This is a genomic window from Kitasatospora sp. NPDC088134 (assembly GCF_044741705.1).
Classification (GTDB): Bacteria; Actinomycetota; Actinomycetes; order Streptomycetales; family Streptomycetaceae; genus Kitasatospora.
Genome location: NZ_JBIUTD010000010.1, coordinates 36,640 through 63,140 on the forward strand (window position 1 = coordinate 36,640; position 26,501 = coordinate 63,140).

The window sequence follows — 26,501 nt, forward strand, 5'->3', positions numbered from 1 at the left end:
CCGCCGTCCCGGACCCGTGCCACCGGTGGCGCCCCGCCCCGGCCGTGCCTTCCCCTCCCTGCCCGAACGGACACCGATGACCGAGACCCAGGACCTGCCCGCCGGCTGGTCCGACGCGAAGAAGGCCCTGCTGGCCCGCCGGCTGCGCGGTGGCGCGGCGCCGGTGCAGGTGGTGCGGCCGAGGGCGGCCGGGAGCCGGCCGCCGCTGTCCAGCGGGCAGGAACGGCTCTGGTTCATGGACCAGTTCACGCCCGGCAGCACCGCCTACGCGCTCGCCCCGGCCCGCCGGCTGCGCGGCCCGCTGGACCGGGCGGCCGTGGACGCCGCCCTCGGGGCGCTGGTGGCCCGGCACGAGAGCCTGCGGATGGCGTTCCCCTCGACCGAGGACGGCACCGCCGAAGTGCTGATCGCCGAACCCGGGCCGTTCCCCGCCGAGTTCACCGACCTGTCGGCCGCCGAGGATCCGGCCGCCCGGGCGGCGGAGCGGATCGGCCGGTCGCTGGCCCGCCCGTTCGACCTGGCGGCGGGACCGCCGGTGCGGGCGCTGCTGCTCCGCCTCGGCCCGGAGGACCACGTCCTCGCGCTGGTGCTGCACCACATCTGCTGCGACGGCTGGTCGATCGACCTGCTGCACCGCGAGTTCGCCGCCCTGTACGCCGAGTACGCCCACGGGACGCCCGCCGCGCTGCCCGAACTCCCGGTCCAGTTCGGCGACTTCGCACAGTGGCAGCGCGAGCGCCTGGAGTCCGGGGAGCTCGCCGCCGCCCGCGCCCACTGGCGGGCCGAGCTGGCCGGGGTGCCCGCCCTGGACCTGCCGGTCGACCGGCCGCGCCCACCGCTGCTGACCTTCGACGGCGCCGCGCTCGAACTGCACTGGGACCCCGAGCTGTTCGCGGCGGTCCGGGCCTGCGCCCGGGCGCACGACGCCTCCCCGTACATGGTGCTGATGGCGGGCCTCCAGGTGCTGCTCGGCCGCCACGCGGGGCAGCGCGACTTCGCGGTCGGGTCGGCCGTGGCCGGCCGCCTGCACCGCGAACTGGAGGGCGTGGTCGGGGCGTTCGTCAACATGCTGCCGATCCGGGCCCGGCTGGACGGCGACCCGGACTTCACCGAACTGCTCGGCCGGGTCCGGGAGACCACACTCACCGCGTACACCCACCAGGAGGTGCCGTTCGAGCAGATGGTCGCCGACCTGGACGTGGAACGGGACGTCAGCCGGTCGGCCGTCTTCCAGACCACCTTCGCCTTCCAGAACTACGGCGACAGGTCCGTCCAGGCCGGGCCCGCGACGGAAGCCGCGGCCGGGCCCGGGACGGAAGCCGCGGCCGGGCCCGGGACGGAAGCCGCGGCCGGACCCGCCACGGAGGCGGAGGGTTTCGGCTACCGGGCCGTCAGCACGCACGCCGACCTCTCGTTCTACCTGCGCGAGCGCACCGACGGCGGCCTGTACGGGCTGGTGACCTACCGCACCGACCTGTTCGACGCCGCGACGGTGCGGGCCCTGGTCGACCGCTACGAGACGCTGATGGCCGCCGCCCTCGCCGACCCGTCCCGTCCGGTCGCCGAACTCCCGCTGCTGACCCGGGCGGAGCGCACCGCCGTCACCGGGGCCTGGTCCACCGGCCCGCAGGTGCCGTCCGGCGGCCCCGCCACGCTGACCGCGTTGCTCGCCGAGACCTTCCGGACGGCCGGGGACCGCCCCGCCGTCGTCGGCGAGAGCGGTGGACTGACGTACCGTCAGCTCGACCGGCGGGCCAACGGGTTGGCCCGTGCGATCAGGGCGGCGGGCATCGGGCCGGACGACCGGGTCGCGGTCTGCCTGGAGCAGTCGCCCGAACTGGCCGCCGTCCTGGTCGCCGTGCTCAAGGCCGGCGGCGCCTACCTGCCGCTCGACCCCGAACAGCCGCCTGCCCGGCTGACCCGGCTGGTCGCCGACTCCGGCGCGAAACTGCTGATCACCGACTCCGCGCTGCGGGAGCGCTTCGGCGAGCACGGCGCGGCGGAACTCCTGCTCGACCGGCAGGAGCCGGTGGAGAGTGCGGACGCCCCCGAGGAGGTCTCCGGCCCGGACCACCTGGCCTACGTCATCTACACCTCCGGCTCCACCGGGCACCCCAAGGGCGTCGCCGTCCAGCACCGGCAACTGCTCAACTACCTGGCGGGCGTGGCCGAGCGGCTGCGGATCGAGCCGCACGGCCGCTACGGGCTGCTCCAGTCGCTGGCCTTCGACTTCAGCATCACCATGCTCTACCTGGCGCTCACCACCGGCGGCACCGTGCACCTGCTGCCGCGCCGGATCTCCGGGGCCGAACTCGCCGCCAAGAACGCCGAACTCGGCCTGGACTACCTGAAGATGACGCCGTCCCACCTGGCGGCGCTGACCGCCGACGCGCCGGCGGAGCGACTGCTGCCCGCGAAGGCGCTCGTCCTCGGCGGCGAGGCGTCCGCCTGGGCCTGGGCCGCCGAACTCGCCGCCCTCGGGCGGTGCGCCGTCTTCAACCACTACGGCCCGACCGAGGCCACCGTCGGCGTCACCGTCTTCGAGGTCACCCCGCAGGACGCGGCGCCGCCCGGCAGCACGCCGATCGGCACGCCGCTGGCCGGGGCCCGCTGCTACGTCCTCGACGCGAGGCGGCAGTTGGTACCGCCCGGAGTCACCGGCGAGCTGTACCTCGGCGGCGACCGCCTCGCCCGCGGCTACCTCGGCCGACCCGAGCAGACCGCCGAGCGCTTCCTGCCCGACCCCTTCGCCTCCGGTGACACGGCTGTGGGGGCGGGGACGGGGAGCGAGGGATTGACCGGGGGGAGCCGGGGCGCCCGGATGTACCGGACCGGGGACCTCGTGCGCTGGCGTGCGGACGGCGCGCTGGAGTACCTGGGTCGGGCCGACGACCAGATCAAGGTGCGGGGCTACCGGGTCGAGCCCGGGGAGGTCGAGGCGGCGCTGGCCGCGCTGCCCGGGGTGACGCAGGCGGTGGTGCTGGCCCGGGGGGAGGGGGTCCGGCAGGGACTGGTCGCGTACGTCGAGCGGCCCGGGGGCGAACCCGGGCCCGGTGCGGCCGAGTTGCGGGGCGCGCTGGCCGAGGTGCTGCCCGAGTGGATGGTGCCCGCCAGGTACGTCGTACTGGAGCGGCTGCCGCTGCTCGCCCACGGCAAGGTCGACCGGAGGGCGCTGCCCGAGCCCGAGGCCGCTGCGTCGACCGCCGAGCACGTCGAACCGGAGGGGGAGGTCGAGACCGTCGTCGCCGGGATCTGGGCGGCCCTGCTCGGGGTCGAGCGGGTCGGAGCGGACGACGACTTCTTCGAGCTGGGCGGACATTCGCTGCTGGCCACCCAGGTGGTCGCCCGACTGCGCCGGGCCTTTCCCGAACTCGCCACCCCGGTCGGGGTGATGGACCTGTTCCGGTTCCCCACCGTGCGCCGGCTCGCCGCACTGGTCGCCGACCCGGCGGCCGACCGGGGGCCGCGGGGCCTGCTGCACCGGCTCACCCCCGACCGGGCCCGCACCGTCGGCACGGTCGTCTGCACCCCGTACGGCGGCGGCAGCGCGCTGATCTACAAGCCGCTCGCCGACGCGCTGCCCGCCGACTGGGCGCTGTACTCGCTCGCCGTGCCCGGGCACGAGCTGGGGGAGGAGGCGATGGACATCGACGAGGTCGCCGAGCGCTGTGCGCGCGAGATCGTCGACGGCGTCACCGGGCCGATCGTGCTCTACGGGCACTGCGGCGTCGGCGTCCGGCTCGCCGTCGAGGTCACCCGCCGGGTCGAGGCCGCCGGGCGGACCGTGGACGCCGTCCACCTCGGCGGGATCTTCCCGTTCGCCCGCCCGCGCGGCCGCGGCGCCGCCGTCGGCGAGTGGTGGGCGGATACCGTCGACCGGCTGCGCAGCGACCAGGGCATGATCAACGCGCTGGCCGCGGCCGGACTCGACACCGAGGACACCGACCCCGAGCAGCTGCGCCTGATCGTGCGCAACCGGCGCACCGGAACGCGGGACGCCGAACGGTACTTCACCCGGCTGTTCGAGAGCGCGGACGGCCGGATCGCGGCCCCGGTGGTCGCGGTGTGCGGCGAGCGCGACCCGTCCACCGAGTTCTACCAGGAGCGCTACCGGGAGTGGCACCGGCTCAGCGACACCGCCGCCGTCGTGGTGCTCGACGAGGCCGGACACTTCTACCTCAAGTACCGGGCCGCCGAACTCGCCGACATCCTCACCGGCGTGCACCGTTCGATCGCCGACGGGCGCGAGGACCGGCACCGCCGCACCGAGCGCTCCAGCTGGTGGCTGGAGGGCATCTCGCGCGACAACTCGGCTGCGCCCGAGGCGACTTCGAGCAGGGTCCGGCCGACCGTGCGGCGCTTCCTGACCGTCGCCTCCGGGCAGCAGGTGTCGATGATCGGCTCCGCGCTGACCGAGTTCGCGCTGCCGGTCTGGATCTACCTGCGGACCGGCTCGCTCGCCCAGTTCGGCCTGCTCGCCGCCTGCGGACTCGTCCCCGGCATCCTGGCCGCCCCGCTGGCCGGCGCCGTCGTCGACCGCGGCGACCGCCGACGCACCATGCTGTACGGCGACCTGGCGGCCGGGCTCACCCAGGCCCTGCTGCTCGTCCTGTACCTCACCGGGGGCCTGCGGGTCTGGCACGCCTACCTGCTGATCGGCGTGCTCTCCGCCGCGCTGACCTTCCAACGGCTGGCCTGGAACGCCGCCGTCCCGCAACTCGTGCCCAAGCGCTACCTCGGCCGGGCCAACGGCGTGGTCCAAATGCTGTTCGGACTGGCCCAGTTCCTCGTCCCGGTGTTCGCCGTCGGCCTGCTCGCCGCGATCGGGCTCGGCGGCATCCTCGCCCTCGACGTCGGCAGCTACGCCTGCGCGCTGGCCGTCACCCTCACCGTCCGCTTCCCCGACCTGATGGGCGCGGTGCGCCGGGAGAGCGTCGCCGCCGAGATCCGGGCCGGGTTCCGGCGCGCCCTGGGCAGCCGCAACTTCCGCGCCATGCTGCTGTTCTTCGCCGTGCTGAACATCTTCCTCTCCCCGTTGTTCCTGCTCACGACCCCGCTGGTGCTGTCCTTCGCCCGACTCCCCGCCGCCGGCTGGGTCGCCACCGCCGCCGGGGCCGGCGCCGTCCTCGGCGGGCTCACCCTGCTGGTGTGGGGCGGGCCGCGCCGACTGCGGCTGCGCGGCGTCCTGCTGTGCACCCTCGTCCTCGCCGCGGCCTGCCTGCTCACCGGCCTGCGCCCGTCGCTGGCCACCGTCGTCCCCGGCGCGTTCGCCATGGCGTTCGGCCTGGCCCTGGTCAACGGCGTCTACGCCACCATCGTGCAGACCAAGGTCCCGCTGCGCTTCCACGGCCGCGTCATCGCGGTCAACACCATGGTCGCCTGGTCGACCCTCCCGGTCGGCTTCGCCCTGGTCGCCCCGCTCGGCCCGAAGATCCTGCAACCCCTGATGGAACCCGGCGGCGCCCTCGCCGACACCGTCGGCCGCCTGATCGGCACCGGCCCCGGACGCGGGATCGGCCTGCTCTACCTGCTGTTCGGCCTCGCCATGGCCGCCCTGGTCCTGGCCTGCCTCGCCGTCCCCGCGCTGCGGCACTTCGACCGCGACGTGCCCGACGCCGAACCCGACGACCTGATCGGCCTCCAGGCCGTCCGGGAACGGGCCGCCGCGGCCCCGCCCCCCGTCTGCTCCGCCGTCCCGTCCTCCGCAGCGCAGCCCGACCCGACGAAGGTGACCGCCCGGTGAGCAGCACCGCCCTCCACCCGCTGACCGGCGAGCAGCGCCGGCTCTGGTTCCTCCAGCAACTGCGCCCGGACGACCCGGGGTTCAACATGTACCTGAACCGGCGCTGGAGCGGCCCGCTCGACGCCGACGCCCTGCGCGCCGCGCTGCGTCGGCTCACCGGGCGCCACGAGATCCTGCGCACCCGCTTCGACCTCGACCCGGACGGCGGCGAGCAGCCCGTCCAACTCGTCCAGCCGGCGGAGGAGATCAGGATCGTTCGGGTGCAACTCCCGGACGGGGCAGACGAGTCGGCGTTCACGGCGGCCTGCCGCCCGTACGTGAACGCGCCGTTCGACCTGGCGGCCGGGCCGCCGCTGCGGGTGGTGCTGGTCAGCTCGGGGGAGCGGGAACACGCGTTGAGCGTGCTGGTCCACCACATCGTCGCCGACGGCTGGTCGTTCACCGTGCTGTGGCGCGAACTGCTGGCGCTGTACCGGGAGGAGACCGGCGAGGGACCGGCCGCCCTCGCCGAACTCCCGCTGCAGTTCGGCGCGTTCGCCCGGGCCGAGCAGGAGGCGGGGAGCGGCGGGGAGGCCGCGTTCGCCTACTGGGCGGAGAAGCTGGCCGGGACCGGCGCGCTGCGGCTGCCGCTGGACCGGCCGCGCCCCGCCGACCCGGCCCGCCCGGCCGGATTCGCCGTGGTCGACCTGGGGCCCGAACTCACCGCCGAGGTCGACGCGTTCGGCCGCCGCGAGCGCTGCACCCCGTTCATGGTGCTGCTCGCCGCGTACAGCACCGTGCTGGCCAGGTGGACGGGCTGCCCGGACTTCGCCGTCGGCACCCCGCTGGCCGGGCGCAACGAGGCCGCCCACGAAGCGATGATCGGGTACTTCACCCGGACGGTCCCGATCCGCGCCGACCTCACCGGCGAACCGGACTTCCGCACCGTGCTGCGCCGGATCCGCACCGGCACCCTCGGCGCGCTCGCCCACCAGGACGTCCCGCTGGAGCGCCTGGCCGCGCACCTCGGCCTGCCCGCCGAGCCCGGTTCGGCCCCCGTGCACCGCGCCGTCTTCGTCCACCAGAGCCAGTACGAGCTGGCCGGCGAGGGCCCGGTGCTGCCCGCCGGGGTCACCACCCGCAGCATGGACTCCGGGTTCGCGCACGCCAAGACCGATCTTCTGCTGGACAGTTGGCGCACCGCCGGGGGCAGTCTGGTGCTCTCGTTCTGCTACGACCGGGAGGTGCTGGACGCCGCCACGGTGGCGGCGATCGGCGGCCACTGCCGCACCCTGCTGGCCCGGACCGTCGCCGACCCCGAACTCCCCGTCCACGGCGACTGGTTGCCGTCCGCCGCCGAACGCGCCGACCTGCTGGCCCTCGGTACCGGGCCCGCGCCCGGCCCCGCCCCGCACGTGCTGGAGCGGTTCGCGGCGCAGGTCGCCGAGCGGCCGGACGCCGTCGCGCTGGAGTGCGCCGGCGAACTGCTCGGCTACGGCGAACTCGACCGCCGTTCGGAGGCGTTGGCGCGCAGCCTGGGCGAGGTCGCCGGGCGGGTGGTGGCGGTCTCGATCGCCCCGTCGCCGGACCTGGTGGTCGCGCTGCTGGCGATCTGGAAGGCCGGGGCGGCCTACCTGCCGCTGGACCCGGCCCACCCCGAGGAGCGCCGCCGCCTGATGGTCGAGCGGGCCGGGGCGGTCCGCGTCCTCACCGACGCCCGCCCGCAAGGCAGTTCGACGCCTTTGCCGGAGCCCGAACCGGCCCGGACCGCGTACGTGCTGTACACCTCCGGCTCGACCGGCACCCCCAAGGCCGTCGCCGTCGACCACGCCGCGCTGGCCGCCCGGCTGGCCTGGATGGCCGGCCCCGATGGCTACGCGCTCACCCCCGGGGACCGGGTGGTGCAGTTCGCCTCCCTCGGATTCGACACCCATGTCGAGGAGTTGTGGCCCGCGCTGGCCTCCGGCGCCCGCGTCGTCCTGCTCCCGGGCGGCGGCCGGACCTTGCCCGACCTGCTGAACTCCCCGGCCGGGGCGGCCGTCACCGTCCTGGACCTGCCCACCGCGTACTGGGCCGAACTGGTCGCCCAAGGGCCCGACGCGCACTGGCCCGCCGCGCTGCGGCTGGTGGTCCTGGGCGGCTCCGCGCTGCCCGCCGAGGCGGTCGCCGCCTGGTACCGGCGGCACGGCTCCCGGGTCCGCCTGGTCAACACCTACGGCCCGACCGAGGCCACCGTCGTCGTCACCGCCGCCGAACTCGCCCCCGGCGACGGCGAGTCGGCGGGCCGCCCGCCGCTCGGCCGCCCGCTGCCCGGCGTCCGCCTGTACGTGCTGGACGCCCGGGGCGCGCTGCTGCCACGCGGTGCGGAGGGCGAACTGTTCATCGGCGGCACCGGGTTGGCGCGCGGCTACGTCGGCCGGGACGACCTGACCGCCGCCGCGTTCACCGCCGACCCGTTCGACCCCGCCGGGCCCGGGGCCCGGCGGTACCGGACGGGCGACCGGGTGCGCTGGCGTGCCGACGGCCAGTTGGAGTTCCTCGGGCGCACCGACGAGCAGCTGAAGCTGCGCGGCCACCGGATCGAACCCGCCGAGATCGAGGCCGCGTTGACGTCCCACCCCGCCGTCACCCGGGCCGCCGTGGTCCTGCGGGACGGCCGACGCCTGCTCGCGTACGCCGTGGTGGCCGGGACGGTGGCCGGGACGGACGGAGCTGCGCTGCGGGCCCACCTGGAGGGGGTGCTGCCCGGGTACCTGGTCCCCGACGCGGTGGTGCTGCTCGACCGGCTGCCGCTCACCCCCAACGGCAAGCCCGACCTCGCGGCCCTCCCCGAACCGGCCGTCTCCGCCGGGTACCTGGCGCCCCGCGGCGACGCCGAACAACTGGTGGTCGAACTCTGGCAGGACGTCCTCGGGCTGCCCCGGGTCGGCGTCCTGGACGACTTCTTCGAACTCGGCGGCGACTCCCTGCTGGTGACCCGGGTCGCGGCCCGGATCCGGGCGGGCGTCGGACTCGACCTGTCGATCCGCGAGGTCTTCGAGAGCCGCACCGCCGCCGCCCTGGCCGCCCGGATCGAGGCCGCGCTGATCGCCGAGATCGACGCCCTCAGCGAGGCGGAGGCCGCCGAACGCCTGGCCTGAGGGCGCGCGGGTCAGGCGGGGCCGGTGGCGTGGGTCAGCGGGGGTGCGATGGCCTGGGCGTCGGCGTGGTGGCCGACCCAGAGGGTGATGAAGAGGGCGGCGGTGGCTTCGAGGAGGGTGGCGTTGGCGAGGGGCCCGGCGGGGAGGGGAGTGCAGCCGAGGTCCTGGGTGAGGCGGGAGACCTGGGCGAGGGCGGTGGGGTGGTCGGTGCAGAGCGGGACGGCGAGGGGACGGCCGTCGAACACCGGCGGGTGCATCCGCCAGACGTCCTCGTGGCAGAGGTTGAAGGCCTTGACGATCCGGGTTTCGGGGACGGCGGCGGCCAACTGTTCGGCGGCGGACGGGCCGTGGGCGGTGAGCAGGCGGAAGCCCGGGCCGACGGGGTTGGTGCAGTCGATCAGGGTGCGCCCGGCCAGGGCGGTGCGGAGCGCGGCGGCCAGCGGGGTGGCGGCGCCGAACGGGACGGCCAGCAGGGCGACTTCGGCGTGTTCGGCGGCCGTGCGGAGGTCGGCGGCCGCGGCGCCGTGACCGATCCGGTCGGCGAGGCGGCGGGCCTTGGCGAGGTCGCGGCCGCCGACGACCAGGTGGTGGCCGGCCCGGGCCCAGTGGGTGGCGAGGGCGTCGGCCATGTTGCCGGTGCCGAGGATGCCGATGCGCATGGATGTCTCCAGGAAGTCCGGGAAGGGGAGAGGGGGAGGAAGTCGGGTCGGTTTCGAGCCTAGGGAGCGGGTCGGGCACCATTCGGTACGTGACCGCCGATCCCTTCCTCGCCGACTGCCGGGCCCGACTCGCCTTCGACCTGCTCGCCAACACCTGGAACGCCGTGGTGATCTGGGCGCTCCGGGACGGGCCGTGCCGCCCCGCCCAGTTGCGGCGCCGGATCGGCGGGATCAGCTCCAAGGTGCTCACCGAGACGCTGCGCCGCCTGCAGGGCAGTGGCCTGGTCGAGCGCCGGGAGAGCGCACCGGGCCGCAGCGGCGTGGAGTACGAACTGACCGCGCTGGGACGGACGTTGCTGGAGCCGATCGACGCGTTCGGGGTCTGGGCCTTCGAGCACGGCGACGAGGTGGCCGCCGCCCAGGAGGCCGCCTGGCAGCAGGAGGGGGAGAAGGAGAAGTGACGGAGCGGCAGCCGGACGCGGCGGAGATCGAGGGGTGGCTGCTGGCCGTCGCGGAGGGCCGGGCGGACCGGGACGCGGCGGACCGTTGGGCCGCCCGCTGGGTGGGCGACGACGCGTTGCGGTGGAGCGAGCGGGAGAGCTGGGCGCTGATGAAGCTGTTCGGCATCGACCTGCGGCCCGGCCCGGGCGAGCCCTACCTGCACAGCGCGGAGCAAGTCCGGGAGTGGGTCGCGGAGTTCAGGAGACGAGGGGCGGCGGAGGAGTGAGCCGGACGGCCGTGTGCAGGGCGGTGGTGAAGGCGTCGGCGAGGTCGGCGGCCCCCGTCGCGGTGAAGGCGAGCGCGTTGTAGCGCAGCCGGCAGTGCAGTGAGCCGTCGGGCTGTTCGGTGACGGCGAGTTCGGGGACGTGCAGGTCGCCGCCGGGGACGGGGTAGGGGGCGGTGGCCTGCCGGGGGAGCTGCCAGGGGGCGCAGGCCAGGCCCGGGAGGTGGGCGGGGGCGGACCAGGCCTCGTAGCGCAGCCAGGCGGGGAACGGGACCTGCGGGCTGAACTCGGCGAACGGGTACAGCTGGTGGTCGAGGGCGGCGGCGGTGGCGGTGCGCAGCCGGTCGAGGAGTTCGGCGAACCCGGGCGTGCCGGAGGCGTCGACCCGCACCAGCAGCGACTGGACGAAGCAGCCGACGGCGTGTTCGGCCTCGGGCCGGGTGCGGCCCGGCACGGGCGTCATCAGCACCAGGTCGGGCTGCCCGCTGCGGGCGGCGAGCAGGCCGGTCCACAGGGCGGCGACGGCGAGGAACGGGGTGGCGCCGAGTTCGGCGGCCCGGTCGCGCAGCGCGGCGGCCGGTCCGGCGGGGACGGTGAACTCGTGGACGGCGCCGAGCACCGTTTCGGCGGGTGCGCGGCCCGGGAACGGGTCGACGGCGGCGGGTGCGCCCGCGAGGACGGTGGCGAAGTGGGCGCGGTTGGCGGCCCACTGGGTGTGCGACCGGGCGACGAGTTCGCGGTGCCCGAGGCCGCCGCGCGGTGCGGGGGCGGGCCGGTCGCGGCGGAACGCCGAGTAGTGGACGGCGAGTTCGCGCAGTAGCAGACCGACGGACCAGCCGTCGGAGACCAGGTGGTGGACGCTGAGCAGCACCACGTGGTCGTCGGGGGCGCGGCTGACCACGGCGAGCCGGGCGGTCGGGTCGGCGGCCAGGTCGGTGGGCCGGTCGCGCTCGGCGGTCAGCAGGGCGTCGACCTCGGCGTCGGTGGCGCCGGGCACGTGGTGGACAGCCAGGTCGGCGCGCGGGTCCGCGTCCAGGACGGCCCGCCGGACGCCGAGTTCGCCACCGCAGGCGTCGGCGGGCACGGGGACGAAGCGGGTCCGCAGCGCGGGATGACGGCGGACGGCCTCGGTGAGGGCGCGGCCGAGCAGGTCGGCGCGCAGCGCCTCGGTGACCCGGAAGGCGACGGCGACGCTGCCGATCCGGCGCCCCGGGGCCTCGGCCAGCCAGCGCAGGAAGTTCTCCTGCTGGGAGGTGAGCGGCAGGTCGTGCGGCTGGGCGCGCAGCGCGGCGAGGAAGGGGGAGAGGACGGGCGCGGGGGTGGCGGGTGCGGGTGCGGGGGTAGCGGGTTGCGGGGGTGCGGCCCGGTGGTGGTCGAGCCAGTCGGCCTGGGCGCGCAGCGAGGGGCGTTCGAAGACCAGGGCGGTGCCGGCCGGGACGTCGAACCGGGCACTGATCGCGGCGGCGAGCTGGACGGCGCGGAAGGAGTCCCCGCCGAGCGCGAAGAACTCCTGCCCGACACCGGTGACGGGCCTACCGAGGACGGAGCGCCACAGGGCGGCGAGGGCGGTCTCGGTCGGGCTCCCCGGCGGGCGGGACGGGGAGGAGTTCTCCGACGGCTCGTCAAAAGCGTTGCGCAGCAGGTGTTTGACCACCTTGCCGCTCGGGTTGCGGGGAAGCGAGTCCACCAGCAGGATGCGGACGGGCAGTTCGGGCCGGGCGAGGCGTTCGGCGAGGAACAGCCGCAACCCGTCCAGGTCGAGCCCGGTGGGCCGCGGCACGACGGCCGCCACCGGGACGGCGCCCATCACGGGGTGCGGCAGGCCGAGCGCGGCGGCGTCGGCGACCTGCGGGTGCTCGTGCAGCACCTCCTCGATCCGGAGCGTGGAGACCTTCAGGGCACCGGACTTGACGAGGTCGCTCTCCCGGTCGACCAGGTGCAGGCAGCCGTCCGCGTCGAGCCGCCCGAGGTCGCCCATCCGGACCCAGCCGTCCCGGAAGGTCCCGGTGGAGCGGCCCGGGTCGCCCGCGTAGCTGCGCGGCGGCCCCGGCTGGCGCAGCCACACCTCGCCGGTGACGCCCGGCGCGACCGGGCGGCCGTCGGGGTCGAGGATGCGCAGGGCGGCCGGGTCGGCGGGCCGGCCGAGCGAGCCCGGGCGGGCCGGGTCGACGATCGCGGACAGCTGCGCGGGCGAAGCCTCGGCGGAGGTGTACGTGTTGACCAGGGTGGCCCGCGGCAGGGCGGCCGCCAGCGCGGCGGCGACGGCGGGCGGCAGGGCGGCGGCCGAGCAGGAGACCAGCAGCACGCTGCCGAAGTCGTGCCCCGCGAGGGCGCCCGAGTTCAGCAGCTCGACCGCCATGGACGGCACCAGGAACACCGTGCCGACCTTGAACTCCTCGACGGTGCGAGCGAGCCGGACGGCGTCGAAGCGCGGCAGGCAGATCGTCGCGGGCTGCCCCACCAGGGCGTTGACCAGCACCACCTGGGCCGCGTTGGTGCCGATCGGGAAGGCGTGCACCGCGTACGCGGAGTGCGCGTACGGGCGCGGCCGCGGGTCAGTCCGCAACCCGGCCGTCAGGCTGCCGTGCGCGGCCCGCACGCCCTTCGGGGTGCCGGTGGTGCCGGAGGTCCCGATGATCTGCGCCGGATCGGCGGGGGTGACGGTGCAGGGCGGTGTGGGAGGCGTCAAGTCGGCTGTTGTGGACAGGAGTTCGCCGAGCGGGACGGTGGGGAGGTCGCTGGCCGGGACGGCGGGGTCGGTGCCGGTGACGGCGAGGCTCGCGCCGGTGTCGGCGATCAGGCTCCGGACGTCCGCCGCGGTGAGGTCGGCGCGTACCACCAGGGCGGCGGCGCCCGCGTAGTGCGCGGCGAGAAAGGCCACCGCGTAGCCGTCCCAGTCGTGGCCGGTGAACAGGAGGGCCACCGTCCCGCCCGGTCGGAGGCCGTGGGCGGCCAGGCCGTGCGCGGCCCGTACCGCCCGTTCCCGCCACTGCCGGTACGTCAGGGTGCCGCCGCCGGGGACGAGCAGGGCCGTCCGGTCCGGCTGCGTCGCGGCCCGGTGGTCGAGCAGGTCGGGCAGGGTGAGGGCGGGGCCGGCCGGCCGGGCCGGGCGGGTGGCGCGGGCGGACTGGGCGGACTGGGCGCTGATGACGGCTCCCCGGGCGGGCGCAGGCGGGCGGTGGAGGGGCGGGCGGAGGACGGGCCGGCGGCTCGGACAGCGGTCCGATCCGATGATCGGCTGATCCCTCGGACGCTAGCGGACCGGGTGCACGGCGCGCCACACCCCTCTGACACCCCGTCACCGTGGAAGGCCATTTGACGTCCCGCCGGGTGACGGCCCATCGAATGGCGCACCCGCGCCGACGACCGTTCGCCCACGCTCGACCTGTCCCGGAGGATGGGGCGGGGGGCAGTGCCGCGGGGGTCGTCGACGAGTGAGGAGAGCATCCGTGCCTGGTTCCGCATGCCCACTGAGGAGCCCCGCCGATCCGGGAGACCCGGCACACCGGGGAGGCCCGGCCCGCCCGGCAGGCACAGCCCGCCCGCGAGGCGCTGGACACCCGGGGGACGCTGGACGCCCGCGCCGGACCCGGACGGTGCTGCTGCCCGCCGCCGGGCTGGCCGGGCTGGCCGCGCTGGCCGTACTGGTGCCGCTCGCGGCCCCGGCCGGGGCGGCCGAGTTGGCACCGCTGCCGCCGATGCCGGTGGCCGAGGCGTACGACGGCGACACCCCGCTGGCTTCGCCCGAGGAGGTGGTCGCGCTCTGCGACCGGCCCGGCACCTGCACGTTCCGGGCCACCGACCGGATCGTCGGGCTGTTCGGCAGCGCGGTCGCCTCGATCGGCAACGCGGCGATCAACTGCACCAGCGATCCGATGGAGATCGACCGCACCCTGACGGTGGCCAGCAGCAGCACCGACAACATCAGCGGCTCGATCTCGGGCAAGGCCACGGTCAGCGGCGGGGTGGACACCACCGTGACCGCCTCCGCCCAGGGCAGCCTGGCGAACGGCGTCACCGACGGCACCGTCCAGTACGGGCCCAACAAGGACAAGGGCCCCACCACCCAGGACAAGCTCCAGAACGGCAAGGACACCACCGTGACCGTGGCCGGGAGCAACGCCCTCCACCTGGGGGCGAAGGCGAGTTTCGAACTCGCCTTCCAGGCCTCGTACAGCAAGCAGTGGCAGGCGACCGTCCGGGAGAGCACCCGGGTGGTGTTCACCGTCTCGCCCAACGACGAGCTCCAGTTCGGGACGCTCACCGCGGTCACCCGGGTGGTCGGGGTCCTGTCGGTCGACCACACCGGGAAGTTCATCAGGAACGTGGTGGTGGACAGCCCCTCGATCGCCACCGCCAGTTCGATCGTCGCCCAGACCTTCTCCCGGCCCGACGTCTGCCTGTCGCTGCGCCCGCCGGGGCGGTCGGTGGCCCGACCGGGGCCGGTGGAGGCCGCCCCGGAGCCGCCGGGACGGGTGCCGGACGCGACGTACGTGCGCACCGCCGAGGGCACCTGGAGCCGGTGGTGAGGCGGGCCGCGGTGCTGGCCGCCGCGCTGCTGGCCGTCCAGACCGCCACCGGCGCGGCGGCCGCGCGGGCCGAGGAGGTGGCGCCGGAGGCCGCCGAGGAGTTGGTGGCGCGGGCCTTCGACGGGGAGCGGGAACTGCCGGACGCGGTGGCCGTCGCGCACGGGTGCGGGCGCGACTACGGGTGCACCTTCCGGGTGCTGCCGGGGCTGTCGGCGGAACGCACCGCCGCCGTCGTCTCGGTGGGCAACACCGTCATCAACTGCACCAACAAGAAGATCACCGTGTACCGGACGGTGGTGCTGGAGTCGAGTACCACCGACAACCTGGCCGGCGAGATCTCCGGCTCCGCCACGATCGAGGGCACGGTCGACAACACCACCGCCGTGTCGGGCACGATCGCGGGCTCGGACAAGACCGACACCTCGCACACCGACAGCACCGCGCCGAAGGACAAGGGCCCCAACACCGACACCACCACCGGTAGTTCGACCACCGTCAGCGGAAGCGCCACCGCCGCGGGGCAGCTCAAGCTGAGCGCGACGGCGGCCTTCCAACTGGCCTTCAAGGCTGCGTACTCGCACGAGTGGAAGCGGACCAACACCGAGACCACGCAGGTGAAGTTCATGGTGGACACCGAGAGCGAGCTGCAGTTCGGCATGCTCAACGCGATGACCCGTACGGTCGGCGTGCTCTCGGTCGACGGCACCGGGACGGCGATCAAGAACATCCTGGTGACCAGCCCGTCCAGCAGCAACGTCAGCACCGTGGTCGCACAGACCTTCACGGCCAAGGACTACTGCCTGTCCCTCCGGCAGCCGGGCCGGGCCCTTTCCGAGGGCGGCATTTACGAAGGCAGGCCGCGCCCTTCAGGTGAAAGACCTTCGGAACAGTACAAGTTGACGGATCGTCAGGAGTGGGTGCGGATGGACTGAGGGGCGGACGGGGCCCCGGGACGCCTGGTCCCGGGGCCCCGTCGTCGTTCCCCGGTTCAGCAGTACCACCAGGTGCCGGGGGCGAGGACGGTGTCGCCGGGCTCCAGGTTGCCGGTGTGGGCGCCGGAGACCGCGCACAGTCCGGCGAGGGCCGCGTTCGGGTCCTGGTCGCGCGGGGTGTGGGTGAACGCGTCGAGCGTCTGGGTCTGTTGGGAGATCCCGGCGTTCTCCTGCGTGCCCTGCCCGGCCACGCCCGCCAGGCAGTCCCGGCTGGTGGCGGGGCAGTTGTCGATCGCCTGCTGGTTGGCGGAGGTGGTGGCGCAGGCCGGGCCGCCCCCGTCCGGGCCCGCGCACGGGTCGGCCTTCGGGGGCGTGGCCGGGGCGGGCGGCGGGGTCTGGGCGGCCCGGATATTGGTGATCATCGGTCGGCAGGACGGGTTGACCGCGGGGGTGCCGTAGCTGAAGGTCACCGTCGGGGCGTCCTCGGCGGCGGTGAAGGAGTAGGACCGACCGAGCGCCCAACTGGCCTTGCCGCTCGCCACGTTGGTGGTGTAGCTGCCCGTGCTGTTGCCGCTCCCGGAGGCCGACACCGTGTAGGGGCGGCCGCCCCCGGAGCTGACGCAGCTGTCCGGGTTGTCGTCCCACTCGACGGTGACGGTGGCCCCGGCCCGCACCCCGCGCACCCGGGTGGTGATCGGCGCGGCGGCCGGGGCGGCGAGCGCCACGGCCTGGTAGCCCTGCGGGTGCCCGGCGCGGTCGGCCGACACCAGGAGGGTCGCCCCGCCCCAGTCGTCGGCCCGGCCGCCCCAGTCCTGCCCGGCGGGCACGGCCGGGGCGGACAGGGTGCCGTTCACCACCACGGCGGGATCGGTGTCGGCCGCGCCCGCCGCCGGGGCGAGGACCAGCGCGAGGACGAGACCGAGGAGAAGGAGGGGGAGGACGGTGTGCGGACGGTTCGTCACCGGGCCTCCAGCGGAACGGTGCGGGCGGTGAGGCCCGGCGGCGGGGCGTCCAGCACGGTCAGCCCCCGACCACCGCTGTCGGTGGCGTCGGTGGCACGCTTGTCGGGGCCGGCCGTGTTGTCGGGCGTCCCGGCGGTCGGGCGGGCCGCGCCGCAGCGCTGGAGCTCGGTCTCGGTGAGCGGGCCGGTGCGCTGGTAGTACCGGTCGGGCAGCGAGGTCGCGGGGACGTCGAAGGTCGCGTCCAGCCGGTAGTCGTTGCGGGAGTTGGTGAACGACCCGGCCACCCGTTCGCGGGCCGGCTGCACCTCGATCCAGCTCACCTCGCCCGGTTGGATCACCGGGTTCAGCGCCTTGGCGGTGGTCCGCGACCAGGTCAGCGGGTTGCTGGTGGACACCGCCGCCGGGTTCCCGCCCGCCGCGGCGAACCCGGCCTCGACCTGGCCCGCCACGTGGGGGCGGCTCCTGGCCAGTTCGGAGCGGCTGGGCAGCAGCGGCGCGCCCTTGAGCGCGTAGTACTGCGTCAGGCTGTCGTAGGGCGGCTCGGTGACCTCCAGCCGCCGGTCGTCGGTGATCGGGTTGCGGGTGCAGTTCAGGTACACCTCGCCGACGATCCGGGTCTGCCCGTAGTACTGGTACGAGTAGCGCCGGTCCACGGTGAAGGCGCAGGCCGTCGGCGAGCCCTCGCAGTCGTCCACCGCCACGCCCGGCTCCAGCGGCCCGGTGCCCCGGTACGCCTTCGGGGGCGGCAGCTGCTCCTTGCGGACCTGCTGGTCGACGGGCGCGGGCGTCTGGGCGGCCCGGACGTTGGTGATCAGCGGACCGCAGGACATCGCCCCGGCGGGCTCGGCCGAGTCGAAGGACACCATCGGGTTGTCCTCGGTCGCGGTGAACGAGAACGCCCGCCCCGTCGACCAGTTGGCGGCGCCGACGGTGTCGCTGCCGCCGGTGGTGACCCGCGGGTCGGGGGCCGGGCCGTCGACGATCAGCGAGACGTTGTACGTCTGGCCGTCCTTGACCTGCTCCGGTCGGCAGCCGCCGAAGGTGCTCGGGCTGTCGTCCCAGGTCAGCGTGACGGCGGAGCCGCGCCGCACGCCCCACAGCCGGGTGCGCAGGCTCTGCGGCGCGCCGTTCCAGTTCAGCGAGGCGGCCTGGTAGCCCTGCGGGTGCTGGGCCAGGCCCTTGCCGAACACCACGCCGCCGCCGTCCGGCGACCACCCGGCGTGCCCGGCCTGGGTGCCGAACTCGGGCGCGGCGGGTTCGGCGAAGGTCCCGTTCGGGACGGTGGCGGCGACGGTGTCGGCGGCGTGCGCGGCCGGTCCGGGGAGGGCGGCCGGCGCGAGGACGGCGGAGAGCAGGACGGCGGAGGCAACGAACGCGGCGGACCCGGTGGACGCGGCGGCGGTGGGGGAGGGGTGACGGCGCATCAGCAGGCCCCCCACCGGCTCGGCGGGATCACCAGGTTCTCGGGCGGGACGCCGTCGGTCAGCGCGCTCGACAGCGGGCAGAGCCCGGCGGCGGCCGAGGCCGGGTCCTGGTCGCGCGGGAGGCCGGCGAAGTCCTGGACGGCGCCGCTCTGCCCGGCGATGCCGTCGGTGGTCTGCTTGCCGTCCCCGGCCACGCCCGCCAGGCAGTCGCGGCCGGTGGCCGGGCAGGCGGCGATCTGGTCCTGCGCCGTGCCGAGGGAGGTGCAGGCGGAGGTGCCGGCGGCGTCGCCCGCGCAGGGGTCGGCGCCGCCGGGCGGCGGGGCGGTCTGCTTGGCGGTCACGTTGCTGATGAACGGCTGGCAGCCCGGGGACGGGTTGGCGGCGTCGAAGGAGAAGGTGACGCGCGGCGAGTCCTCGGCGGCGGTGAAGGAGTACGTCCGGCCGAGGAACCAGTTCGCCCGCCCGTTCGGCTCGTTGGTGGCGAAGGCGCCGGGCGGGTTGGCGCTCCCCGCCACCGATACCGTGTACGTCCGCCGGGGGACGCCCCGGCCCGCGCAGGTGTCGGGGTTGTCGTCCCAGCTGAGGGTGACGGTGGCCCCGGCCCGGACGGCGCGCAGCCGGGTGGCGAGCGGCCGCTCCGAGTCCGGGGCGGCGAGGAACGCGGCCTGGTACCCGCGCGGGTGGGCGGCCCGCCCGGCAGAGGCGAGGCCCGGGCCGTCCCACCCCTCGACCGCCAGGTAGGCCCAGGGCCGGCCGTCCGGCACGGCCGGGGCGGCGAAGGTGCCGTTCACCACCACCGCCGGTTCGGTGTCCTCGGCCCCCGCCCGGGCTGGCAGGGCGAGCGCGAGTGCGCTACTGAGGGTGATGAGCAGGGTGCTGGCCCGTGCGGTCCGGTGCAACGGTTCCTCCGCGAACTCGGCTACTGGAGTGATGGTTTGACGCCCCGTCGACAGACTCGGCGATCATGGCTCTCGGTCATGCTTGACGGGGTGGTTACGCACCGCAACCGAGGGCGGACCGAACGGGGGGCGTGCGAGGGGTTCGTCGGCCGTGCGCTGGTCCGTTGGCATGGAAAGCGGTTCGGGTTCGCACGAACCGGGCGGCGCCGGGTTAGGCATGGGGACGAACAGATCGTCGCTCCGACCGTGCGTGCGCCGCCGTCCCCGGCCGGCCCGCCGGTCCCGACCCGCCTGCGCCCACCTGCCGACGCACCGTCAGCGGCTGTCTGCCGTCCGGCTCCCGCCCTGCCCTGCTCTGTCCGTCCTGCCCTGCTCTGTCCGCCCTGCCCCGTCCTGCCCCGTCCCGTTCACCGGAGGAACCACCGATGCACCGCACGCTGCGCCGCCTGCCCGCCGTCACCCTGCCCGCCGTGGTGGCCGGGATGACCCTGGTGTGCGCCACCGCCCTGCCGACCAGTGACGCCTCCGCCTACGACCTGCGGCTGCGCGCCTGGGGCAACAACGTCAACGGGCAGCTCGGCGACGGCTCCGCCAAGACCCAGCGGCTCACCCCCGCCTCCGTGGTCGGCATGGCCGGGGCCGAGCTCAACGGCATCGCCGCCGGCGGCACCACCACCGGCACCGGCGCGAGCGCCGCGGCCACCGGCTTCGCGCTCGCCCTGCTCGGCAACGGCACCGTCGAAGCCTGGGGCCGCAACGACAAGGGCCAGCTCGGCAACGGCTCCACCGACGACTGGGCGGTCCCCGGCCTGGTCGCCGGACTGGGCGGCGTCGAAGCGGTCGCCGCGGGCGGCTCGCACGCGCTGGCCCTGCTCAAGGACGGCACCGTCAAGGCCTGGGGCCTCAACGACAAGGGCCAGTTGGGCGACGGCACCACCGTCAACACCAACCTGCCCGTCACCGTCGCCGGACTCCAGGACGTCAAGGCGATCGCCGCCGGAGACACCTTCAGCATGGCCCTGCTCAAGGATGGCACCGTCAAGACCTGGGGCAACAACGACAAGGGCCAGCTCGGCGTCACCCAGCCGCCCGCCAGCTCCACCGCGCCCGTCCCCGCCGCCATCCCCGCCACCCGCACCACCGCGATGAGCATCCCCGGCCTCACCACCGTCAAGGGCATCGCCGCCGGAGTCGGTCACGCCCTCGCGCTGCTCGCCGACGGCCACGTCTACGCCTGGGGACTCAACGACAAGGGCCAGCTCGGCGACGACAGCACCGCCAACAAGCCCTACCCCGTGCAGGTCCAGGAACTGGCCGACGTCACCGCGCTCGCGGCCGGCGCCCAGCACACGCTCGCCCTGCTCCAGGACCACACCCTGCGCGCCTGGGGCGCCAACGACAAGGGGCAGATCGGCGACGGCACCACCACCCAGCGCAACACCAGCGTGCCCGTTCCCGGCACCGCCGGCATCGAGGCCGTCGCCGCCGGCTCCGCCCACAACCTGGCCGTCCTGGCCGACGGCACCGTCCAGGCCTGGGGCGCCAACGACAAGGGCCAGCTCGGCGACGGCACCACCACCCAGCGCAACGCGCCCGTCCAGGTGCTCGCCAAGTCCGGCAGCGTCTCCATGGTCGCCGCGCCCTCGAACGGCAACTTCAGCCTCGCCCGCTGACGAGTGCTGACCGGCACCGACGAGTGCTGCCGACTCCGCCGACCCTGTCTGCTCCGCCGACCCTGCCGACCCTGCCGACCGATCGACAACCAGCTGATGTGGAAAGGCTGTTCATGACGACCACCCCCGCCGGCGGCCGGTGCCGCCGACTGCTGCGCCCCGCCCTCTCGGCCGGTCTGGCCGCCCTCACCGCGCTGAGCCTGGCCGCCGTTCCCGCCGGGACGGCGCACGCCCAGGAGAAGCGGCTGAAGTCCTGGGGCAACAACCGCGCCGGACAGCTCGGCGACGGCACCTGGACCGACTTCCGCACCACCGCCACCACCGTGCTCGGCCTCACCAGCGCCGAGGTCGTCAAGATCGCCGCCGGTGGCGGCGGCTCCGCGACCGGCCACGGCCTGGCGCTGCTCACCGACCGCACCGTCCAGTCCTGGGGCGCCAACGGCTCCGGGCAGCTCGGCGACGGCTCGGTGTTCAGCCACAACGCCCCCGGACAGGTCGTCAACCTCGCCAACGCCCGCGACATCGCGGCCGGCGGCTGGCACAGCCTCGCCCTGCTCGACGACCAGACCGTGGTCTCCTGGGGTCGCAACAACTACGGTCAGCTCGGCAACGGCACCAACAGCGACAGCAGCGTCCCGGTCCGGGTCGAGGGCCTCAACAAGGTCGTCGCGATCGCCGCCGGCCTGAACCACAGCCTCGCGCTGCGCGAGGACGGCACCGTCTGGGCCTGGGGCTACAACATCAACGGCCAGCTCGGCGACGGGACTTCGGCCAGCCGCAACGTCCCCGCCCCGGTCGGCGGCCTGACCGGCGTCACCAGGATCGCGGCCGGGTGCAACCACAACCTCGCCCTGGTCGGCCCGCCCACCGGCGGCACCCGGCCCACCAGCGGCAACGCCGTCAAGGCCTGGGGCTACAACGCCACCGGGCAACTCGGCGACAACAGCACCCTCAACCGCTACACCCCCGTCGACACCCAGGGCATCTGGCTCGGCGGCGTCTCGCAGATCGCGGCCGGCTGCAACCACAGCCTCGCCGTCACCGACAGCGACAACAAGCTGAAGGCCTGGGGCCAGAACACTTCCGGCCAGGTCGGCGACGGCACCACCGACTACCGGATCACCCCCGTCCCCGTGCCCGGCCTCAAGGGCATCCAGCTGGTCGCGGGCGGCCGCGAGCACACCGTCGTCCTACTCGGCGACAACACCGTCCGCTCCTGGGGCGCCAACGGCTCCGGCCAGCTCGGCAACGGCACCACCACCGAGAGCTCCACCCCCGTCACCACCCTCACCGCCCTCACCGGCGTCGACAAGCTCGCCGCGCCCGTCGGCGGCGACTTCAGCCTCGCCAACTGAGGCCCCGCGCCAGGACGTCGAGCGGCCCGCGCCATGCCGGCGCGGGCCGCTCAGACGCGTCGGGAGTGAAGTCTGTTGCCGGGCAAGGGCGGTGGGTCTTCGGAAGAGGCGGGCGGCGTCTGGGCGGGCGGCCCTCCGCTGTGCCACCCTGCTGGGGACGGGCCGGGAGACGGTTCGGCGGCCGATGTCGGGGGGCATGGTGGGAACGATCGGCGTGGTGTGCGCGGTGGTCGGACTGATCGGGGCCGGGCTGCTCCGATGGCTGCCCGTCCGGGGCCGGGCGGGTGGGCTGACGGCGGCCGAGGTCGCCGGCGTGCGGGGCGGTCCGAAGGCCGCGCTGGGCGTCGCCGTGGTGGAACTGCGGGTCGCGGGCGTGCTCGACGCCGGTCGGGACGGCCGCCTGCGCCGCCTGAAGCACAGCGGACCCGGCCGGAACGAGAGTGCGGTGCACCGGGCGGTGCGGGCGTCCCTCGGCCGGACCCTGTCGCCGGCCGACGTCGCCGTCACCCCGGCCGTGCGGCGGGCCGGTGACGAACTCCGCACCGACCTGGCCGGTCGCGGCCTGCGCTGCGGCCGGGCCCGACTGGCCCTCGCCGGGCTGCTCGCCCTCGCCGCCGCCGGCACGGCCGGGGCCGTCGCGGTACGGGGAGACCTCGGGACGGGCCTGCCGCCGGCCGTCCTCGCCCTCGCCGTCCTGGCCGCCCCCGCGCGGACCCTGGCCGGACACCGCCTGCTGCGCCGGTTGCGCCGCCGCCACCCCCTGCCCGCCACCGCCGCCGACGCGGCCCCCGAGGAGACCGGCCTGCTGGTCGCCCTGCACGGACGCCGCGCCCTGCGCCTGCTGCAACCGGAGTTCGCCGCCCGCACCGGCCTGCTCGGCGGCCGCACCGCCCGGGAGACCGTCGCCCGCACCGGCGGCGGCCCCTACGAGGGCGCCGGCACGGCGGGCACCTTCTCCGGTGACTTCTGATCCCCGCAAGAGAGTTGACGGTGCGTCGGACGGCCGGGAAGCGGCTTGACGGGCGACCGGTGACTCCATAGAAAGGGACTGCCACGAACTACCTCTGGGGGCAGGCATGGTGAGTCTCGACGACCCGGCGGCGTTCACCCGGTACGGGGCGGTCCTGTTCGACTGCGACGGCATGCTCGCCGACACCCGCCCCGCGCACTACCTCGCGCTCGCGGCCACCCTGGAACCGCTGGGCGTGCTCATCGGCCGCCCCTGGTACGCGCGGTACGCCGGGGCCTCCACCGCCGAGACGCTGCGCGCCGCGCTCCACCCCCTCGAACCGGGACCGGAGTTGATCGCCCGCCTGGTGGCCGAGTGCGGCGAGCGCTACACCGAACACCTCCCCGCCGTCCGGGAGATCACCCCGGTGACCGCCCTGGCCCGCACTCTCTTCGGCCACCTCCCCCTCGCCGTCGCCTCCGGCGGCACCCGCCGCACGGTCGAGGCAACCCTCCACCACCTCGGCCTGGACGCCCTGTTCACCACCGTGGTCACCCGCGACGACGTCGACTGGGGCAAACCCGCCCCCGACCTTTTCCTCCTTGCCGCCGAACGCCTCGGCGTCGCCCCGACCCGCTGCCTGGCCCTGGAGGACACCGACCGGGGCCTCCTCGCCGCCCAACGCGCGGGCATGGCCGCCCTGGACGTCCGGACGGGCCGGATCGGCCGCGCGTGAAGCGGCCGGCGCAGGCGTCGGCCAGTACTTCGACCGCTACGGCCACCACCCCGGCGGACCTGTGCGGCCCCACTACCGGCTCGATGTCCTGACGGCCCGTGAGCTTCCACCCGCGGCGGAGGAATCGATCAGTGCGGGGCGGGGTGGGGCAGGCCCAGGCGGGCGGCGAGGTACGGGGCGGTCGGGGAGGCGGGGGTGGCGGCGATCTCGGTGGGGGTGCCGGTGGCGAGGACGCGGCCGCCGCCGGCGCCGCCGGACGGGCCGAGGTCGATGACCTGGTCGGCGCCGGCGATCAGGTCGAGGTCGTGCTCGGCGACCAGGACGGTGGCGCCCGCGTCGACCAGGCGGTGCAGTTGGGCGGTGAGGACGGCGCTGTCGGCGGGGTGCAGGCCGGTGGTGGGCTCGTCGAGGAGGTAGAGGGTGCGGCGGCGCTGCGCGTGCTGGAGTTCGGCGGCGAGCTTCACCCGCTGGGCCTCGCCGCCGGAGAGTTCGGGGGCGGGCTGGCCGAGCCGCAGGTAGCCGAGGCCGACCTGCTGGAGGGTGGTCAGGACCCGGGCCGCGGCCGGGACGTCGGCGAGGAAGTCGGCGGCCTCGTCCACGGTGCGGGCCAGCACGTCGGCCACGGTCGAGCCGCGGTAGGTGATCTCCAGGGTCTGCGGGTTGTAGCGGCTGCCCGCGCAGGCCGGGCAGGGGCTCCAGGCGGTGGGCAGGAACAGCAGCTCGACCTCGATCGCGCCCGCGCCCTCGCAGGTCGGGCAGCGCCCGGCCGCGACGTTGAACGAGAACCGCCCGGGGCCGTAGCCGCGCGAACGGGCCTCCTCGGTGGCGGCGAACAGCTTGCGGACGGTGTCGAGCAGCCCCGTGTAGGTGGCCAGGTTGGAGCGCGGGGTGCGGCCCAGCGGCGTCTGGTCGAAGGTCACCACCCGGCCCACCACCGCGTCCTCGGCCACCCCCGCCCCGCCCGAGGCGGCCGCTGCGCCCGCCGCGCCCAGCAGGGTGCTCTTGCCCGCGCCGGACACCCCCGTCACGGCGGTCAGGACACCCAGCGGCACGTCCACGTCCACGCCGCGCAGGTTGTGCCGGGTGACGCCGCGCAGGCGCAGCACGCCCGAGGGGGTGCGGCCGCGCGGGGCGGGCGGGGGCGGCGGGTCGAAGAGGTGGCGGCGGGTGGCGGAGTCCGGGACCTCGCGCAGCCCGTCGACCGGCCCGCTGTACAGCACCCGGCCGCCGCCGGTGCCCGCGGCCGGGCCGACATCGACCAGCCAGTCCGCGCCGCGCACCACCGCCATGTCGTGCTCGACCACGAACACCGAGTTCCCGGCCGCCCGCAGCTGTGTCAGGACGTGCCGCAGCGCCTCGGTGTCGGCCGGGTGCAGGCCCGCCGAGGGCTCGTCCAGGACGTACACCACGCCGAACAGCCCGGAGCGCAACTGGGTGGCCAGGCGCAGGCGTTGGAGTTCCCCGGTGGAGAGGGTGGGGGCCGGGCGGTCGAGTGAGAGGTAGCCGAGGCCGAGGCGTTCCAGGGCGGCCAGCCGCTCCGCCAGGTCGGCGGTGAGCAGGCCGGCCGGGCCGTCCTGGGCGGTGAACGGGCGCAGCCGCTCGGCGAGTTCGGACGCCGGGAGCGCAGCGAGGCCGGTGATGTCGAGGCCGGCGAAGGTGACGGCCAGGGCCTCCGGGCGCAGCCGGTGGCCGCCGCAGAGCGGGCACGGGGACTGGGCGAGGAAGGCGGCGGCCTTCGCCCGGGCGCTCTCGCTGCGGGACTCGGAAAACGCTTTCAGCACCAGGCGGCGGGCACTGCTGTACTTGCCCTTGTAGGGCCGCTGGACCCGGCCGGGCTCGCGTTCCGGATGGACCGTCACCACCGGCTGCTCGTCGGTGAACAGGATCCACTCCCGGTCGGCGGCGGGCAGTTCGCGCCAGGGCCGGTCCAGGTCGTACCCGAGCGCGCCGAGCAGGTCCCGCAGGTTCTTGCCCTGCCAGGCGCCCGGCCAGGACGCCACCGCGCCCTGCCGGATCGAGCGGCTGTCGTCCGGGACGAGCGAACGCTCCGTCACCCGGTGCAGCACGCCCTGCCCGTGGCACTCCGGGCAGGCGCCGGCCGGCGTGTTCGGGGAGAAGGCGTCGGAGTCCAGCCGGGCCGCGCCCGGCGGGTAGTCGCCGCAGCGCGAGAGCAGCATCCGCAGCAGGTTGGACATGGTGCTGACGGTCCCGACGGTGGAGCGCGAGGACGGCACCGAGCGGCGCTGCTCCAGGGCCACCGCGGGCGGCATGCCGGTGACCGCGTCCACCTTCGGCGCCTCGACCTGCCGCAGCAGCCGCCGCGCGTACGGGGAGACCGACTCCAGGTAGCGGTGCTGGGCCTGGGCGAACAGGGTGCCGAAGGCGAGCGAGGACTTCCCCGAGCCGGAGACGCCGGTGAACGCCACCACCGCGCCGCGCGGCACCGCGACCGTCACGTCCCGCAGGTTGTGCACGCGGGCGCCGCGCACCCGCACCATGCCGTCGTCGAGGGAGTCGGAGCCGTTGCCGGTGGAGTTCACCGCGCCACGTTAACCCGTCGGCGGGCCGTCAGCTCGGAGCGGCACGAGTCTGAAACTTTCTGCAATCAATTGCCGTCGATGGGCGAGGAGCCGGGTGCTTCAGGGAGAGATATGGGCAGATTTGCGGGGGATGGTTAACCGGCAAGTGTGTCCGGCAGGTGTGAAAGCCAATGCAAGGAGGTGAAATTTCTTTCACTCATGTCTTGACGGGGCGTCGGATCGGGGTGGATGGTCTTCCCGTTCCTCAAGTCCCCCAC

General features: G+C 75.2%; 16 protein-coding genes. 10 read left to right on the top strand and 6 right to left on the bottom strand.

The window, feature by feature from the left end; all coding sequences use genetic code 11:
- The first annotated feature begins 76 nt into the window (after positions 1 to 76).
- On the top strand, positions 77 to 5,743 hold the full coding sequence (locus tag ACIOHG_RS17875; protein WP_400951297.1) for an amino acid adenylation domain-containing protein: 5,667 nt from the start codon (positions 77 to 79) through the stop codon (positions 5,741 to 5,743).
- Positions 5,740 to 8,862 (top strand): amino acid adenylation domain-containing protein, encoded by a 3,123-nt coding sequence (locus tag ACIOHG_RS17880; protein ID WP_400951300.1) that lies wholly within the window; start codon positions 5,740 to 5,742, stop codon positions 8,860 to 8,862. Before ACIOHG_RS17875 ends, ACIOHG_RS17880 begins: the two co-directional genes overlap by 4 nt.
- A gap of 11 nt (positions 8,863 to 8,873) precedes the next feature.
- Here ACIOHG_RS17880 and ACIOHG_RS17885 read toward each other — a convergent pair whose 3' ends face one another.
- Entirely contained in the window at positions 8,874 to 9,521 is a 648-nt protein-coding gene (locus tag ACIOHG_RS17885) for an NADPH-dependent F420 reductase (protein ID WP_400951302.1), read from the bottom strand.
- An 89-nt stretch (positions 9,522 to 9,610) separates the two neighbouring features.
- Here ACIOHG_RS17885 and ACIOHG_RS17890 point away from each other — a divergent pair, with 89 nt between their 5' ends.
- Complete coding sequence (locus tag ACIOHG_RS17890; RefSeq protein WP_400951303.1) at positions 9,611 to 9,982, top strand: winged helix-turn-helix transcriptional regulator; 372 nt, start codon at positions 9,611 to 9,613, stop codon at positions 9,980 to 9,982.
- Positions 9,979 to 10,248 (top strand): hypothetical protein, encoded by a 270-nt coding sequence (locus ACIOHG_RS17895; RefSeq protein WP_400951305.1) that lies wholly within the window; start codon positions 9,979 to 9,981, stop codon positions 10,246 to 10,248. The genes ACIOHG_RS17890 and ACIOHG_RS17895 overlap by 4 nt, the downstream gene beginning before the upstream one ends.
- Here ACIOHG_RS17895 and ACIOHG_RS17900 read toward each other — a convergent pair.
- A complete protein-coding gene (locus ACIOHG_RS17900) occupies positions 10,220 to 13,393 on the bottom strand; it encodes an AMP-binding protein (RefSeq protein WP_400951687.1) in 3,174 nt (1,057 codons plus the stop codon). The two genes, ACIOHG_RS17895 and ACIOHG_RS17900, sit on opposite strands and share 29 nt — an antisense overlap.
- 448 nt (positions 13,394 to 13,841) lie before the next feature.
- On the opposite strand from ACIOHG_RS17900, the gene ACIOHG_RS17905 reads away from it, so the two are divergent.
- Both ACIOHG_RS17905 and ACIOHG_RS17910 read left to right on the top strand, forming a co-directional pair.
- Positions 13,842 to 14,774 carry a hypothetical protein gene (locus tag ACIOHG_RS17905; protein WP_400951307.1) on the top strand — a complete coding sequence of 311 codons (933 nt, stop codon included), beginning with the start codon at positions 13,842 to 13,844 and terminating at the stop codon, positions 14,772 to 14,774.
- Positions 14,771 to 15,706, top strand: coding sequence for a hypothetical protein (locus ACIOHG_RS17910; protein WP_400951310.1), 936 nt, complete (start codon positions 14,771 to 14,773; stop codon positions 15,704 to 15,706). The genes ACIOHG_RS17905 and ACIOHG_RS17910 overlap by 4 nt, the downstream gene beginning before the upstream one ends.
- Before the next feature lie 56 nt (positions 15,707 to 15,762).
- Here ACIOHG_RS17910 and ACIOHG_RS17915 read toward each other — a convergent pair whose 3' ends face one another.
- The 3 genes from ACIOHG_RS17915 to ACIOHG_RS17925 are packed head-to-tail and all read right to left on the bottom strand — an operon-like array spanning position 15,763 to position 18,991.
- Positions 15,763 to 16,668, bottom strand: coding sequence for a hypothetical protein (locus tag ACIOHG_RS17915; RefSeq protein ID WP_400951313.1), 906 nt, complete (start codon positions 16,666 to 16,668; stop codon positions 15,763 to 15,765).
- A complete protein-coding gene (locus ACIOHG_RS17920) occupies positions 16,665 to 18,092 on the bottom strand; it encodes a hypothetical protein (RefSeq protein WP_400951315.1) in 1,428 nt (475 codons plus the stop codon). The genes ACIOHG_RS17915 and ACIOHG_RS17920 overlap by 4 nt, the downstream gene beginning before the upstream one ends.
- Positions 18,092 to 18,991: a hypothetical protein gene (locus ACIOHG_RS17925; RefSeq protein WP_400951317.1), complete on the bottom strand. Its 900-nt coding sequence runs from the start codon at positions 18,989 to 18,991 to the stop codon at positions 18,092 to 18,094. The genes ACIOHG_RS17920 and ACIOHG_RS17925 overlap by 1 nt, the downstream gene beginning before the upstream one ends.
- A gap of 425 nt (positions 18,992 to 19,416) precedes the next feature.
- On the opposite strand from ACIOHG_RS17925, the gene ACIOHG_RS17930 reads away from it, so the two are divergent.
- The 4 genes from ACIOHG_RS17930 to ACIOHG_RS17945 all read left to right on the top strand — a co-directional run bounded on the left by ACIOHG_RS17930 (position 19,417) and on the right by ACIOHG_RS17945 (position 23,704).
- Positions 19,417 to 20,664 carry an RCC1 domain-containing protein gene (locus tag ACIOHG_RS17930; protein ID WP_400951319.1) on the top strand — a complete coding sequence of 416 codons (1,248 nt, stop codon included), beginning with the start codon at positions 19,417 to 19,419 and terminating at the stop codon, positions 20,662 to 20,664.
- 113 nt (positions 20,665 to 20,777) lie between these two features.
- Entirely contained in the window at positions 20,778 to 22,019 is a 1,242-nt protein-coding gene (locus tag ACIOHG_RS17935) for an RCC1 domain-containing protein (protein ID WP_400951322.1), read from the top strand.
- Between the two features lie 196 nt (positions 22,020 to 22,215).
- The gene (locus tag ACIOHG_RS17940) at positions 22,216 to 22,989 is read left to right on the top strand and encodes a TIGR04222 domain-containing membrane protein (protein WP_400951325.1); all 774 of its coding nucleotides are present in this window, start codon (positions 22,216 to 22,218) and stop codon (positions 22,987 to 22,989) included.
- Between the two features lie 106 nt (positions 22,990 to 23,095).
- Positions 23,096 to 23,704 (top strand): HAD family hydrolase, encoded by a 609-nt coding sequence (locus ACIOHG_RS17945; protein WP_400951328.1) that lies wholly within the window; start codon positions 23,096 to 23,098, stop codon positions 23,702 to 23,704.
- A gap of 128 nt (positions 23,705 to 23,832) precedes the next feature.
- Here ACIOHG_RS17945 and ACIOHG_RS17950 read toward each other — a convergent pair whose 3' ends face one another.
- Complete coding sequence (locus tag ACIOHG_RS17950; protein ID WP_400951689.1) at positions 23,833 to 26,202, bottom strand: ABC transporter; 2,370 nt, start codon at positions 26,200 to 26,202, stop codon at positions 23,833 to 23,835.
- Between the last annotated feature and the right edge of the window lie 299 nt (positions 26,203 to 26,501).